Annotated in this window: 15 protein-coding genes; all 15 read left to right on the top strand. The window is 37.3% G+C overall.

Annotation, left to right across the window (positions count from 1 at the left end):
• Positions 1–20: 20 nt before the first annotated feature.
• The 15 genes from pdhA to ACEN2H_RS00465 all read left to right on the top strand — a co-directional run bounded on the left by pdhA (position 21) and on the right by ACEN2H_RS00465 (position 15,415).
• Positions 21–1,016, top strand: a complete 996-nt coding sequence (gene pdhA, locus ACEN2H_RS00535; RefSeq protein WP_441729520.1) for a pyruvate dehydrogenase (acetyl-transferring) E1 component subunit alpha — start codon at positions 21–23, stop codon at positions 1,014–1,016.
• Between the two features lie 89 nt (positions 1,017–1,105).
• Positions 1,106–1,366, top strand: coding sequence for a zinc ribbon domain-containing protein (locus tag ACEN2H_RS00530; protein WP_441729519.1), 261 nt, complete (start codon positions 1,106–1,108; stop codon positions 1,364–1,366).
• A 34-nt stretch (positions 1,367–1,400) separates the two neighbouring features.
• A complete protein-coding gene (locus ACEN2H_RS00525; RefSeq protein WP_441729518.1) occupies positions 1,401–2,399 on the top strand; it encodes an alpha-ketoacid dehydrogenase subunit beta in 999 nt (332 codons plus the stop codon).
• Positions 2,392–3,570, top strand: coding sequence for a dihydrolipoamide acetyltransferase family protein (locus ACEN2H_RS00520; RefSeq protein ID WP_441729517.1), 1,179 nt, complete (start codon positions 2,392–2,394; stop codon positions 3,568–3,570). Before ACEN2H_RS00525 ends, ACEN2H_RS00520 begins: the two co-directional genes overlap by 8 nt.
• Complete coding sequence (locus ACEN2H_RS00515) at positions 3,567–3,815, top strand: acyl carrier protein (RefSeq protein WP_441729516.1); 249 nt, start codon at positions 3,567–3,569, stop codon at positions 3,813–3,815. Before ACEN2H_RS00520 ends, ACEN2H_RS00515 begins: the two co-directional genes overlap by 4 nt.
• A gap of 69 nt (positions 3,816–3,884) precedes the next feature.
• Positions 3,885–4,874, top strand: a complete 990-nt coding sequence (locus tag ACEN2H_RS00510) for an NAD(P)-dependent oxidoreductase (protein WP_441729515.1) — start codon at positions 3,885–3,887, stop codon at positions 4,872–4,874.
• A 93-nt stretch (positions 4,875–4,967) separates the two neighbouring features.
• Positions 4,968–7,544, top strand: coding sequence for a cation-translocating P-type ATPase (locus ACEN2H_RS00505; RefSeq protein WP_441729514.1), 2,577 nt, complete (start codon positions 4,968–4,970; stop codon positions 7,542–7,544).
• Positions 7,545–7,743: 199 nt separating this feature from the next.
• Positions 7,744–8,844 carry a site-2 protease family protein gene (locus ACEN2H_RS00500; RefSeq protein WP_441729513.1) on the top strand — a complete coding sequence of 367 codons (1,101 nt, stop codon included), beginning with the start codon at positions 7,744–7,746 and terminating at the stop codon, positions 8,842–8,844.
• A 288-nt stretch (positions 8,845–9,132) separates the two neighbouring features.
• Positions 9,133–9,258 (top strand): hypothetical protein, encoded by a 126-nt coding sequence (locus ACEN2H_RS00495; RefSeq protein WP_441729512.1) that lies wholly within the window; start codon positions 9,133–9,135, stop codon positions 9,256–9,258.
• Between the two features lie 184 nt (positions 9,259–9,442).
• Positions 9,443–10,504 carry a retron St85 family RNA-directed DNA polymerase gene (locus ACEN2H_RS00490; RefSeq protein ID WP_441729511.1) on the top strand — a complete coding sequence of 354 codons (1,062 nt, stop codon included), beginning with the start codon at positions 9,443–9,445 and terminating at the stop codon, positions 10,502–10,504.
• A gap of 499 nt (positions 10,505–11,003) precedes the next feature.
• Positions 11,004–11,462 carry a DinB family protein gene (locus ACEN2H_RS00485; protein ID WP_441729510.1) on the top strand — a complete coding sequence of 153 codons (459 nt, stop codon included), beginning with the start codon at positions 11,004–11,006 and terminating at the stop codon, positions 11,460–11,462.
• 437 nt (positions 11,463–11,899) lie between these two features.
• Positions 11,900–12,805, top strand: coding sequence for a DnaJ C-terminal domain-containing protein (locus ACEN2H_RS00480; protein WP_441729509.1), 906 nt, complete (start codon positions 11,900–11,902; stop codon positions 12,803–12,805).
• Positions 12,802–13,038 (top strand): chaperone modulator CbpM, encoded by a 237-nt coding sequence (locus tag ACEN2H_RS00475; protein WP_441729508.1) that lies wholly within the window; start codon positions 12,802–12,804, stop codon positions 13,036–13,038. The genes ACEN2H_RS00480 and ACEN2H_RS00475 overlap by 4 nt, the downstream gene beginning before the upstream one ends.
• Before the next feature lie 2 nt (positions 13,039–13,040).
• Positions 13,041–14,552 (top strand): thymidine phosphorylase family protein, encoded by a 1,512-nt coding sequence (locus tag ACEN2H_RS00470; RefSeq protein ID WP_441729507.1) that lies wholly within the window; start codon positions 13,041–13,043, stop codon positions 14,550–14,552.
• Positions 14,549–15,415: a ribose-phosphate pyrophosphokinase gene (locus ACEN2H_RS00465; RefSeq protein WP_441729506.1), complete on the top strand. Its 867-nt coding sequence runs from the start codon at positions 14,549–14,551 to the stop codon at positions 15,413–15,415. The genes ACEN2H_RS00470 and ACEN2H_RS00465 overlap by 4 nt, the downstream gene beginning before the upstream one ends.
• The last annotated feature ends 162 nt before the right edge of the window (positions 15,416–15,577 follow it).

Genomic DNA, 15,577 nt, shown 5'->3' with positions numbered 1-15,577 from the left:
TTAATCCTAAAAGGATAAATATGACACAATCAGACACAATACCGAAAGCAATGTATGCAAAAAAAGGACTGCTGCTTTTGTATCAAATGATGCTCATACGAAGGTTTGAGGAGAAAGCGGCGGAAGAATATACCAAAGCTAAAATAAGAGGGTTTCTGCATTTATATATCGGTGAAGAAGCCGTTGCTGTGGGGGTCAGTCAGGCATTAAAGGACGAAGACCATGTATTAGGTACCTATAGAGAACACGGTCATGCTTTGGCACGCGGGATAGACGCCGATAATATCATGGCTGAGATGTTTGGCAAACAAGAAGGTTGCAGCCGCGGCCGCGGGGGATCCATGCATCTGTTTGATGTCAAAAAAAAATTCTATGGGGGCAACGCTATAGTTTGCGGTCATTTACCTATGGCGGTAGGAATGGCATTGGCATTTAAGAAACAGAAAAAAACGAATATCTGCTGCTGTTTTTTTGGCGAAGGAGCCGCTGCAGAAGGCGAATTTCACGAGGCGATGAATCTGGCCGCGCTTTGGAAAGTCCCTGTTTTGTTTGTTTGCGAAAACAATAGGTATGCCATGGGTACTGCAATTCAGTACTCCCATGCCATTACAGAACTTGAAAAAAAGAGCGCCGGATATGGAATAGAATCTTCCGTTGTCGACGGAATGGATTTGATGGCAGTAATGAATGCGGCGAATACCGCGGTAGAAAAAGTAAGAAGCAGTAGCAAGCCCTATTTTTTAGTGTGCAATACCTATCGTTTTCGGGCGCATTCGATGTTTGACGCCGAACTTTATCGCGATAAGCAAGAGGTGGAAGAATGGAAAAAAAAGGATCCCATTCCACAGTTTCAAAAGTATCTTCTAGAAAAGCAATGGATTACCCAGGCTGAAATCCAAGCTTTTGAAATGAAAATTGAAATGAAAATTAAATTAGCAGTAGACTTTGCAGAAGCAGGTACTTGGGAACCACTGGATCAGTTGACAAAATTTGTTTACAGTGAGAAAAATAGCTAAAAAAACAGATACATGTAACTGTACAAAAGTTATAGTTCAGCTTTAAGGAAAAATGGCGTTCTAATTATAAATAACTAAAAATCAATTCCATGGAAATCAAGATACTATGTCAAAGTTGCGGTATACCGCTTGACACAGAAGCCTTAAAAAGCACAGAAAAAAACGGTCTGAAAAATGAAGAATATTGTAAATTTTGTTACGATAAGGGCGAGTTCACAAGTCCAAACCTGAGCTTAGACGAACTAAAGGAAACCATCGAAATCCAAATGAAGAAATTGAAACTTCCAGATGATGCGATTCAGGATGCCTTAAATATTTTGCCAAACTTGAACCGTTGGAAAGTCAACTAGTCTCTTTTTTAAAATAAACCAACCTATTTAAAAAATGGAAAACGACATCAAAAAAACAAATAGCACGTACCGAGAGGCTTTGAAACAGTGCCTTCGTGAAGCCTTGCAAAATGACCAACGCGTTTTTTTGATGGGAGAAGATGTGGGACGCTACGGCGGCGCCTTTGCCGTAAGCAAGGGTTTGTTGGAGGAGTTTGGAGAAGAACGAATAATGGATGTCCCTTTGTCAGAGGCTGGGTTTGTGGGTGCTGGAATTGGCGCAGCAATAGCAGGAATGAAACCCATTGTCGAAGTAATGACAATCAATTTCAGTTTGCTAGCCTTAGACCAAATCGTAAACAATGCCGCCACTTTACTGCACATGAGCGGCGGACAGATCAATGTTCCAGTGGTAATAAGAATAGGATGCGGTATCGGAAGGCAGTTAGCAGCACAGCATTCTCATAGCTGGGAAGCCTTTTATGCCCATATTCCGGGTTTGATCGTTTTGTCCATTGGTACGCATGAAGATGCTAGAAATATGTTGCACACCGCTCTACAAAGTCCCGACCCCGTAATCCTTTTTGAATATACGGCTATGTTGAATTTAGAAAAAGAAATCCCCACTGATGCCAGCCCAGTAGATATTACTAAAGCAAAAGTAAGAAGAGAAGGAAAAGATATTTCAATTATTACTTATGGGTCTGGAGTTTATAAAAGTGTGGAGGCCGCAACTCAATTGGCTGCTATGGGTATTGATGCCGAGGTAATTGATTTACGAGTTTTGCGTCCTTTGGACGAGGATACTTTTTTGGCATCGGTTAGCAAAACGCATCGGGCCATTGTAGTTGAAGAAGCATGGCGTTCCGTAAGTATTTCTTCGGAAATTTCTTCGCGAATTATGGAAAAGGCCTTTTACGATTTGGATGCCCCTGTCCAGCGACTCTGTGGCATTGAAGTGCCTATTCCCTACCCCAATCATCTGGAAGAAAAAGCAATTCCCCAAACAATCGACATTGTAAATGCAGTAAAAAAAATGATACATCATGATTGAGTTTACAATGCCCACTTTGGGCGCAGATATGGAGGACGGTACTTTGGTCGAATGGAAAAAAAAACCAGGTGACTTGCTAAAACGCGGTGATATTATTGCCGAAGTGGAAACGCAAAAAGGACTGATTGAGATTGAAGTTTTTGAAGAGGGCATAGTCGAACAGCTGTTGATAAAGGAAGGGACCAAAGTGCCCGTGGGAACCGTAATGGCTTTAATAGAAGCTACCGCTAACAATTTAGAAGAAAAAAGTGCAGAAATAGAACCTATAACATTGCAACCAACAGAAGAAAAACAATCGAAAAAAAGCCAAGATGAAACAAGAATAAAAATATCTCCATTGGCAAGAAAAATTGCTATTGGAAACCATGTCGAGTTTTCGTTGCTGGAAGGAACTGGACCGCAAGGAGCAATCACAAAGGAAGATGTAGAAAAGGCAATAACAGCCCAAGGAGAAACTGTTATAGAAGAATCTGCCGGAATTGCTGTTGAAAAAGGAAAGCGAAGTTCCACTGAGGGGACAATCCGTTCCGCAGTTGCCGCAGCCATGAGTAAATCAAACAAAGAGATTCCGCACTATTATCTAGAAAAAAAGATAGACCTCACAAAAGCATTGGCTTGGTTAAAGCAGGCCAATGAAAAACGCTCTGTCAAAGAAAGAATACTACCGGTTGTACTTCTGCTAAAAGCGACAGCGACTTCCTTAAAGGAATTTCCGGATTTAAACGCTATTTGGGATAATGGTTTACAACAAAAAAAGGATATCAATATTGGGTTTGTGGTTTCAATGCGTACAGGAGGAATTATCGTTCCAGCAATTCATCAAGTCGATCTGAAAAATATCGATGAAATCATGAAGGCCTTAAATGATATAATTCCAAGGGCAAGAGCATTGAAGTTGAGAAGTTCTGAACTGAGCGAATCCAGCATTACGGTTACTAGCATAGGTGAAGGTGGCGCCGATGCAGTATTTGGGATCATCTATCCGCCCCAGGTTGCCATCATTGGTTTTGGAACAATTTCAGAACAAGCCTTTGCAGAAAATGGCCTATTGGGCATCCGGTCTGTAGTTCAAGTCACGCTAGCTGGCGATCATCGTGCCACGGACGGACTTACTGGAAGTAAGTTCTTGGCCTCATTAAACAAACATTTACAAAACCCCGATACACTATGAACGAGGAAGTTGTTAAAAAGACCATTTTTCAATTATTGAAAAGGATTGCGCCCGAGACGGAACCCTCAAAATTAAAACCTGATGAAAACATTCGGGAAACGCTAAATATCGACTCCTTTGATGCTTTGCAATTTATTGTAGCCTTAGACGAAAAATTAGGAATTGAAATACCGGAAGAAGATTATGGAAAGACCGCTACGTTAAAAACCCTGCTCTCCTATCTAGAGCGAAAAATTAACCAGTAGAAAATTGAAATCAGGGTTAATCCAATATAAAGGAATAGTATTCAACTTGAAAATTTAAAAAAACAAATCATGAAAATTTTAATGTACAGCAGCCATGAATTTGACAGACCAATTATCGAAAATGCGATACATGGAAAACTTGAATTTGTATATACAGAGCAACCCCTCAATCAGGATACCGTAGAAATGGCGGAAGGTTTTGAAGCTATTTCATTATTCACCCCTGATAATGCTTCTGCGGCAATACTCGAAAAATTGTATTTTTATGGAGTTCGTTACATTACATTGCGATCTGTTGCTTATGACTATATCGATTTAAAAAGAGCGAGAGCACTGGGGATTAAAGTGGCAAATGTGCCAGCTTACTCCCCCTATTCCGTAGCTGAGCATGCCGTGTCCTTGCTCATGGCTTTGAATAGAAAAATCGTATTAGGTCAAAACTTAATGAATGTGGGAGACTACCGTTTGGATCATTTGATCGGGTTTGACCTTCATGGAAAAAAAATCGGGATTATCGGAACCGGAAAAATCGGAGCTGCTTTTGCAAAAATAATGCATGGTTTTGGTTGTTCAATTCTGGCACACGACCCTGTGGAAAATGAAGAGTTAAAGCAACTAATAGATATTGACTATACGACTTTGGAAGACGTTTGCATAAATTCAGATGCGATATCTGTACATTGTCCCCTCAACAAAGAAACCAAATATATGTTCCATAAAAGTATTTTCTCCCTGATGAAAAAAGAAGTGATCTTCATTAATACGGCTCGCGGAAAGATAGTAAACACAGAGGACTTAATTGATGCCTTACAACATGGAAATATCTCTGCCGCTGGCCTCGATTCTTATGAAAACGATAAAAAAATATTCTTCCGCAACCTCATCGACAAAAACGTTGGAGACGAAATATATGCAATCCTTCGCTCACTTCCCAATGTATTAATCACCGGGCATCAAGGATTTCTAACTAATGAAGCGCTACAGGGAATTGCAACTACAACTATAGCTAATTTAAATGCTTGGGCTTACAATGGTATCTGTGAAAATGAACTGAACTAAATATACTTTTCAAGATTTGTTATTAATGGGGAACCGTTAGGTTAATTATGATTTTGGACCTATGCAAAGAATCATCACTCAAAGTAAACTAAGATGAATTGGCATTTACTTACACTTTCTGAAACATCTCGGTTGCTGAACACAACACCTACAGGCATTACTCCTACAACCGCTTCGGAACGTCTTATCGAGTACGGCAAAAACCAGATTGTCGATAAAAAAAAGAAAACCGTATTACGAATGCTGCTGCATCAGCTCACCGATTTTATGATCTTAATTTTAATTGCCGTAGCTATAATTTCAGGATTTATAGGTGACCTAGTAGACACCATTATCATTCTTGCCATTATTTTTATCAATGCAATCATAGGATTTACACAAGAATTCAGAGCCGAAAAAGCGATGGAAGCACTGAAAAAGATGACGCCTAACAATGCGAGAGTAATTCGGGAAGGAAATACTTTTGAAATACCTTCTGCTGACTTGGTACCTGGTGATGTGGTTTTACTTGAGGCTGGAAATAGGATTCCTGCTGACATTCGGTTTTTCGAAACACACCAGATAAAAGTGGACGAATCTACGCTTACTGGAGAATCTCACAATACAGAGAAAAATAGTGAAGAATTGACTGAAGGAACATACTCTCTTGGCGACCGCATCAATATGGGATTCAAGGGAACATTTATCACAAATGGCCGAGGAGCCGCTTATGTAACGGCAACCGGAATGAACACTGAGCTGGGACGAATTGCAAAAATGATTCAAATCGAAGAAATAGCCACACCTTTACAAAAACGGTTAAACGCCTTTGGAAAAAGACTTTCGATAGTTATTCTTTTTATCTGCATAGTGATTTTTGCTGTTGGTCGCTTACGCGGTGAAGCCGTATTGACGATGTTGTTAACTTCGATTTCTCTTGCTGTTGCCGCCATTCCCGAAGCATTACCGGCACTTGTTACTGTGGCTCTTGCCTTTGGCGCTAAACGACTATCTAAAAGTAATGCGCTTATTCGAAAATTACCCGCTGTTGAGACTCTTGGGTCGGTTACCTACATCTGTTCTGATAAAACCGGAACCCTTACATTAAATCAAATGAGTGTTCAGGAAGTCTATGAAATACCTAATATCAAAACCAAGTCTGTTCTTTTTAAAACGAAGCCTCTTCTTATTGCTATGGCTTTAAATAATGATGTTGCCACAGAAACTAATGGTAAATGGCTAGGAGACTCAACCGAAACAGCATTAGTTGAATACGCTTTTAATAAAAATACTGAAAAATTCGAATTAGAAAAAAAATTACCAAGAATTGCTGAACTGCCGTTTGACTCGACAAGGAAGTGTATGACTACTTTGCATCAAACTGAAACAGGAATTATGGTTATTACTAAAGGTGCAGTAGATATATTAAGTGCAAAATTAGCCGAAAATCAAAAATCACTAATCCCTGAATTAGAACTAAAAACAAATGAAATGGCCGAGAAAGGCTATCGCATCATAGGCTACGCGGTGAAAGAAATAATGGCCCTGCCCAAAACCCTAAACGCAGATACAATTGAGTTTTCATTAAGTTTTATAGGATTTGCAGCTATGCTCGATCCACCAAGAGAAGAAGCAAAAAAAGCGGTTTCAGAATGCAAACAAGCAGGGATCATACCTATTATGATTACTGGCGACCACCAGCTCACTGCAAGAAAAATTGCAAAGCAGCTGGGAATAATTACTTCCGAAGAAGATATGGTAATGGAAGGTTCAGAACTTGAAATTCTATCGGAAAAGCAGTTTGAAAATAGTGTCGAAAAAATTAGGGTCTATGCCCGTGTGAATCCTGAACAAAAATTAAAAATTGTCAAAGCATTGCAAGCCAAGGGACAATTTGTGGCGATGACAGGCGACGGCGTAAATGATGCACCTGCACTTAAAAATGCAGATATTGGGATTGCTATGGGAATTAACGGAACGGAAGTGGCTAAAGAAGCGGCTCATATGATTTTATTAGACGATAATTTTGCCACCATAGTAATTGCAGTAAAACACGGCCGAAGGATATTTGACAATATTTTGAAATTCATCAAATATACTATGACTAGTAATAGTGGTGAAATATGGGCCATTTTCCTGGCTCCCTTTTTTGGTTTGCCGATACCTCTACTAGCTGTACATATTCTTTGGATAAATCTTGTAACTGACGGTTTGCCGGGATTGGCTCTTGCCTCAGAACCTTCCGAAGCCGATATTATGGAACGTCCTCCAAGAAATCCTAAGCAGCACATTTTTGCTGAAAGGATGGCAATACACATATTATGGGTTGGATTTTTAATGGGTTCTGTAACTCTAGGAATCCAAGCCTGGGCTATTGAAAGCGGAATTTCTCACTGGCAAACAATGGCTTTCACAGTTCTGTGTTTCAGTCAAATGGGACATGTGATGGCCATTCGCTCTGATAAGGAATCACTTTTTAAAATTGGAATCCTGTCAAACAAACCCCTTTTGGGTGCATTAGCAGTAACCATAGCTTTGCAAATGATGCTAATCTATACTCCTTTATTTAATTCAGTTTTCAAAACACAGCCGCTGACAATTTACGAACTTACAATAACACTTCTTGCATCAAGTATAGTTTTTTGGGCAGTGGAGATCGAAAAATGGATGATTCGGAGGAATAAATACTAGTATTAAATCAATATCTCGTAGAAGAAAATAAGCCTTTCTAAACATTATCTCATTTTGTGTTTTGTAAAAAAATTATCGTGTTTTAGTGGAAGCGACGGAGCCCCAAATTCGAGCAGCAAAACTGCATTTTATTGATTTTTTATCGATCTATAATTTTTTACAATTCCTTTAAGACTAATTGAATTAAAAAACAAAAACAATGAAAAGATCACTCAAACTGGGCACAATAGGAGGCATTGGCATATTTGTACATTGGACATTCTCATTACTCATAGCATTTATAATTTACATCAACTATAGGACAGGCTATAGTGCAAAACAAATCGTCTGGTCTATTGTGTTCATCCTTTGTGTTTTTGTAACTGTATTTTTGCATGAACTTGGGCACTCTTTTGCTGCAAAATTATTTAATATAGGAACAAAAGACATTACCCTACTGCCCATAGGTGGAGTATCCCGATTAGAGAGTATTCCTGAGAAACCAAAAGAGGAGTTAATAGTCACTTTTGCTGGGCCGTTAGTCAATATTGCACTTGCATTCATAACGGGTCTATTTATCAATTTTCCAGCTACTTCAGAAGAATTGGCTCAAGAATTATCAACTGGTGTAAATGCTAGTAATTTTTTCCTTAATTTTTTTATGGTTAACATTATACTCGCTATTTTTAATTTAATCCCTGCCTTCCCAATGGATGGAGGAAGGATACTCAGAGCATTATTATCCTTTAAATTTGAAAGGCATATAGCAACCAAAATAGCAGCACGGATAGGGCAATTTTTTGCGATGGGTTTCATACTTCTCGGTTTTCTATATAACCCCTTTCTGATTTTTATAGGGTTATTTGTTATTATTGGCGCCCAGATGGAAAGTAAACATGCCGATTCCAAGTACTACCTGAAGGGTTACAAAGTAGGAGACGTATTAATGAAACAATACATTAGTATTGATGCTGGCGAACCCATAAAAACAGCAATTGATTTATTATTAGATTCCCAATCGAAGATTTTTTTGATTACTGAAAAAAATGAACCGATAGGAACATTAAATCGAGACCAAATTATAATGGCTCTTTCTGAAAAAGGAGAAAATAGTATTATTCATTCTGCCATGAACAAGAACTTAATTTATTTGGACGTGGAAACACTTTTGGAAAATATCTTCGAATTGGTTTACAAAAACAAAAATAATTTATTGCTGGTTACGGAAAATAATGAGCTCGTAGGGACACTCGACACAGAGAATCTTTTAGAATTTTTGCTGATAAAAGGGGTCAAGTCTAAAAATGCGAATTCCTATTAATAATTACTTTACTCTTTATAATGAAAGCAAAGAATTAAGGAATATTGATAAATATTATTCAAAATGCCAAAATGAAATTCTGCTGTAATTTTATATTTCCTGAAGTGATTACATAGTCAATAAAATTTTGGAACAATCAAAATTTGTTCTATAATAACTTTAATTACATAGTAATTTTTTAAAAATTATTTTGTAACTTTAGTTTAGAATAAAATAAACAAGTCGCTGTTTGTTAATTATTTACAAATTAAAATACTTAGATAATACTTTCATTTAAATGATTTAAGAATGGCTATCTCAAAAATAAAAAAACGAAAAAAAGAAGAATGGATTTCAAAGGACTTGAAGAGTAAAATTCCAAAATTGGATAAAAAAACCATATACATACCTCTTCAGAAAGAACTGCCTTTCTAATTCGTTTTTGATAATTTTGTTAGCCCAGCTAACACCGGAGCGGTGAGTCACTGTTCTGTAATTGAATGCTTTTTCAAGCACTGGGTTTAAAAGGCTCTCCGCAGAGCTCCGACCCTTTTAAACCCGTATTCCTAATTGGAGTGAGTGACAAAAAAGTCCTCACTCCATTAACGATTTTAACGCTATGGATTTTTCTCACTACGAAGATACTTTTACAAAGGAAGCCGCAAAAATGGGGTACAGTTCGCAGAATATAGAACGCTGCTTGGATTATGCCGAGATACTACTTTCTAATTATGTCGCAGTGATTTATAATTCCTCCCATCTTGCGGGACTAGTAGGATACAAAAAAGAATACCTAAAAAAAGCTGCTCTTTATACCAAATTTTTTTATCGTGATTTTGAAATTCTTAAAAAAAATGGTGAAAAAAGGCAAATCTCTGAGCCCCTGCCTAGTTTGAAAGAAATTCAGCATTGGATTCTGAAAAACATACTTTATAAAATTCCCGTCAGTCCTTTTGCTAAAGCCTACAAACCGAATGTAAGCCTAATCGAAAACTTGAAGTTTCATAAAAACCAACCTAAGGTCTTTACGCTGGATTTAGAAAACTTCTTCCCTTCAATTAGTATTGAATATGTCGAAAAAGTCTTTTTCAATTTGGGCTATACCAAGTCTGTTTCTGATTTATTGTCTAAATTATGCACTCGCGATGGCACTTTGCCGCAAGGAGCTCCCACAAGTCCCTATCTTTCTAACCTTATTTTTGAAGATGCTGACGTTGCCATTTCTGAATATTGTTTAAAGCAAAAAATAAGATACACCAGATATGCGGATGACTTGAGTTTTTCAGGAGATTTTGATGAAAACGAACTGCTTGAGGAAGTGAATGAAGCTGTTACGAAAATAAACTTGAAAATAAATACTAGCAAAACTAAATTGATGACTGCTAACCAGAGACAAACTGTAACAGGCATCGTTGTCAACGAAAAAGTACAGGTCGTATTCCACAAACGTAATGAACTCCGACAAGCGATGTATTATATACAAAAGTTTGGTATTGACGAGCATCGCGAATATAAAGAAATTGATCAAGCAAACTATCTTGAACACCTGCTAGGAAAAATAAATTTTGTGCTTCAGATCAATCCAAAAGATGTGGAATTTATGCAATACAAATCCCATCTCATAGATCTAAAAAAGAAAAGGGACGCAAGAAACTACAAAACCGAGCCTTTACTGGTGTAATAGCGCACTTTTTTTTTAATTTTAGGGATAGTAAATCTAGAAAACTAACATAAAGACATTTAAGAAATAATCTAGCGAATAAAAACAAAACTGAAACTCATTAAGATCATACATACGTTGATTTGGATGTTTTTCAATTTTGTTATTTTCTATATGCTGTATGCCGTAATTGTAGACAAACTGGACAATTGGCTTTGGATTGGATATGTATTAATAATCCTAGAAGGCATCACCTTACTCCTTTTTAAATTCTTTTGTCCACTAACCATTATTGCTCGCAAATATTCAGACTCTACAAAAGAGAGTTTTGATATTTATCTACTAATTCGTTAGCAAAATACAACAAACGTTTCTACTCCGGTATTATGGTTATTATTGTTATCTTAACTGTTTATCGAGTTCTGAATCGAAGCTTAAAATAAAAAAACTATTTACAACTAACATTTTGTTGCAAGTGTTGAAGTATTTAAATAGTTATTAACCTCTAAATTCATTTAATATGAAATCAAATACACAATTGCTTACGGACCTCTGGCAAGGAGCCCGCACTCGGTTTACAAATCAGTTACTGCTGATAACAGAAAATGATTTAAAAAAGAAATTGGCTCCTTCTCCTAATAGTCTTGGTTTTCTGATACGCCATATTGGCGATGTTGAATTGCTTTTTGCAAAAAATGTTTTCGGGTCAGCGGATATTAAGGTAATTGCAAAAACTGTAATTGCACAAAAAGACACGGGAGAATGGATCAATCTTGCTGACTTAAAAGAGTATTCTGATTATGCTTTCAAGAATTTATTAGCGATTGTTGACAAACAAACTGAAGTAGATTGGGAAACCACCGTCACGACTAAAGAATTTGGCACTAAAACAAAAGCTGAAGCTTTTGGAAGAGTTATATCCCATACAGCATATCATGCTGGACAAATGGCTATCATAAATAAATACGGGAGCTTCTGAAAATGTTGTTATTAAATCGAGGTGTCAGAAGCAATGTTTTCAAAATGTCAAAAAAGTATAAAACCAAAATATTTACCCCTATAAATTCTTGAAATAAAACAATTCATACCTTTTTATAAACTAAAAATTGATTAAATTTATAAGGAGCTTTGTGAAAAATGGATTAGACCGTAACCACCAAAAAAATAATTTCCACAGCTATTACATCACAGTCCAAATGGGAAGAAAAACACAAAAAAACAGGAATCAAGATTAAAAATGAAGTAGCGACTAAAAATGTAGCAGTAAACAAACTTAAGCTAATGGCTGCGATTGCTATGTTTAGCGTCCTAGACCACGATCAAAAAGCTTCTTAGACATAGAATAAAATAGGCTTGAACATGGAGACTAATAATACCCTTATTTTCAGACATTAATAATTATAAAAAATATTCTAAATGGCATTTATAGATTATTACAAAGTTCTTCAGGTGGACAAAAAGGCGACGGAAACCGAGATAAAAAAGGCATATCGTAAAATGGCCCGCAAATACCATCCCGATTTAAATCCGAACAACAAGGAATCAGAAAAAAAATTCAAGGAAATCAATGAAGCTAACGAAGTGTTGAGTAACGCCGTAAACCGAAAAAAATACGACGAATACGGCGAAAATTGGCAACATGCAGATGAATTTGAAAAATCAAAAAGACAACAAAAGCAGTACCAAGGAAATGCTCAACAAGGAGGTTTTGGCGGTTTTGGCAGCAATGGCGGCGGCAACTACTCTGATTTTTTTGAATCTATGTTTGGTGGTCGTTCTAATGGTAGTGGTCGCCGCAGCGCTCAATATAAAGGCCAAGACTTTAACTCTGAATTGCATCTTGATCTGAAAGATGTTTACACTACGCACAAGCGTACTTTAACCATTAACGGCAAAAACATTAGGCTCACAATTCCAGCAGGAGTTGAAAATGGTCAGGTAATAAAAATCACCGGATATGGAGCACAAGGATCAGGTGGTGGACCGAAGGGTGATTTATACATCACCTTCACCATAGAAAACCATACTGACTTTAAGCGAGAAAAAAATAACCTATACGCAACTGTAGCTTTAGATTTATATACTGCGATATTAGGTGGTGAAATTACTGTCGATACTTTTGACGGGAAAGTAAAACTAAAAGTGATACCTGGAACTCAAAATGACACAAAAGTAAAACTGAAAGGAAAAGGTTTTCCTATGTATAAAAAAGAAGGTCAATTTGGTGACTTATACATTAGCTATCAGATACAAATACCCACTAGCCTTTCCGAAAAAGAAAAGGAACTGTTCACTGAACTTTCTAAGTTAAGAACCTTATGAGCATAGAAAACTTCATTCCCCTAGAAACCTTGTGTACCCAAGATAATGTGGAACTAGCATTCTTCTCTAATTTAAATGAAATTGGAGTAATTGAGATTCAAACGGTTGAGCAGTTACAATATGTTCATCAGGATTCCATTTATGAAATTGAGAAGATGATTCGAATGCACCAGGATTTAGAAGTGAATCTCGAAGGCATTGACGTGGTTTTTAATCTTATCCAAATTAATTAAAAATGGAAACCACATTTAATACCCTTAAACTAGTTCATCTTGGTATTGATACCCAAAAAGAACATGTTGTATTCATGCGTAGAGATTGCCATATATGTATATCCGAAGGTTTTGAAGCCCTTAACAGGGTGTTAATAACGGTAAAAGGTCAATCTTTAATAGCGACTTTATATATTATCTCAGCGGGCATTTTGCAATCCGGTACGGCGGGATTATCTGAAAGTGCATGGAAAAATTTAAAGGCAAAAGAGGGTGATGAAGTAAGCTTTTCGCATGTGCAACCTGTCGCTTCTATGGGAAGTATCCGCGCAAAAATGTATGGAAAAAAATTAAGTAATGGGGCTCTTCAAAACATCATTAATGATATTGTAAAGGGGCAATATTCCAATATTGAAATTGCCGCTTTCATAACGGCCTGTGCTGGAGACAAGCTCGATATACATGAAATAATTGGGCTTACTAAAGCAATGGTAAATACAGGTTCAAAGCTTTCTTGGGGCAAAAAAATTGTAGTTGACAAACATTGTGTTGGTGGGCTTCCCGGAAACCGAACAACACCTATAGTTGTTGCTATAATAGCCGAGCTTGGACTTACCATCCCAAAAACCTCTTCCCGTGCCATTACCTCACCCGCCGGAACGGCTGACACATTAGAAACAATGACAGGAATCAACCTTTCTATCAAGCAAATTAAAAAAGTGGTGGAAAAAGAAAATGGCTGCTTTGTTTGGGGTGGCTCGATAAAATTAAGTCCGGCTGATGATATTTTAATTCGTGTAGAAAGAGCTCTTGATGTGGATGGCGAAGGGCAGATGATAGCTTCGGTCTTGTCTAAAAAGTCTGCCGCGGGTTCGACCCATGTGGTTATTGATATTCCGATTGGAAAAACTGCCAAAGTAAGAACTGAGGAAGACGCTGAAAAACTAAGATACTACTTTAATGTGGTTGGAAAAGCGATTGGCATCGAAGTAAAAGCACTCTTCACAGATGGAACGCAACCTATAGGCAGAGGAATAGGCCCCTCACTAGAAGCCATGGACGTATTAAGCGTTTTGCGAAACGAAAAAAATGCCCCGCAAGATTTGAGAAACAAAGCCATATTTATTGCAGCTAACATTATTGATCTAGTCAATAATCAACCACACGAAAGTGGATTAATTACCGCCGAAAAAATACTTTCCTCAGGTAAAGCATACGAAAAGTTCATGGCAATTTGTATCGCTCAAGGTGGTTTTAAGGAACCTGAATTTGCAATTCACAAAATGGATATTCATGCTGATAAATCAGGAGTCGTAACCGAGATTGACAACAGAAAACTTGCTAAAATCGCTAAGCTCGCCGGTGCGCCACATGATTCTAAAGCAGGTGTCCTACTTAAAACTCCTTTGAATACTAAAGTGAATAAAGGAGATTTACTGTTTTGCATCTATGCGGAAACGGAAGGAGAATTGAAATATGCTATAGAGTACATGAAATCAGAACCAGATATTATTTTATTAGAATCAGTCTCATGAAAAACATATTTTTTGCATTACCAGGAAACGAAAGCCTTACCGACGCACTTGTTAAAAAAGAAAATTCGGAAAAAGGCAGCCTTGAAATGCGACAGTTTCCTGATGGAGAAAGCTATATCAGGATACTATCAAATGTAAAAGATAAAAAAGTGATTTTGGTTTGTACCCTACATCAACCAGACACTAAATTATTGCCATTGTATTTCTTGTCAAAAATAGCAAAAGAATTAGGTGCCCAACACATTTGCTTAGTCGCCCCGTATCTTTCTTATATGCGTCAAGACAACGTTTTTAATCCTGGGGAAGGAGTTACTTCTAATTATTTTGCCAGTTTATTATCTGGTTTCATAGATTCTTTAATCACAATTGACCCTCACTTGCATCGGATAAAGTCGTTATCTGAAATTTACGATATACCCACAAAAGTGACTCATGCGGCAAGCCATATTTCAGCATGGATAAAAAGCAATATTGCTACTCCCCTTTTAATTGGCCCAGATGTCGAAAGTGAACAATGGGTATCTGAAGTGGCTAAAAATGCAAATGCACCCTACATAATACTAACAAAGATTCGTCATGGCGATCGTAATGTGGAAGTTTCCGTCCCTCATTTTAACACCTACAAAGACCACACACCCGTTTTAGTCGACGACATTATTTCCACGGGACGAACCATGATTGAGACTATAGGGCATTTGAAAACTGCAGGAATGAAACCTCCTATTTGCATTGGTGTGCATGCCATTTTTACAGGAAATGCTTTTCAGGAAATAAAAGATTCAGGCGCTAAGAAAATTATTACCTGCAACACCATTCCTCATGAAAGCAATCATATTGACATCAGCGATTTACTGATTCTGTAAACTAAAAAATGATTCCGATTTCTGAATAATGGAATTAAAATACATCAAATTAGTTTCTTAGTACAATTTCACATTTCTGCGCCACTATACTATAATCTTGCCTATTTTTTGAATCCAACGATTACTTGCAGCCATCAAAGCACTTACTTTTTTATCTAGATA

Origin of the sequence: Flavobacterium sp. W22_SRS_FP1 (assembly GCF_052113685.1) — a bacterium.
Taxonomy (GTDB): Bacteria; Bacteroidota; Bacteroidia; order Flavobacteriales; family Flavobacteriaceae; genus Flavobacterium.
Note: the sequence above shows the minus strand (reverse complement) of the source record. Positions and strands in the feature narration are given on the sequence as shown.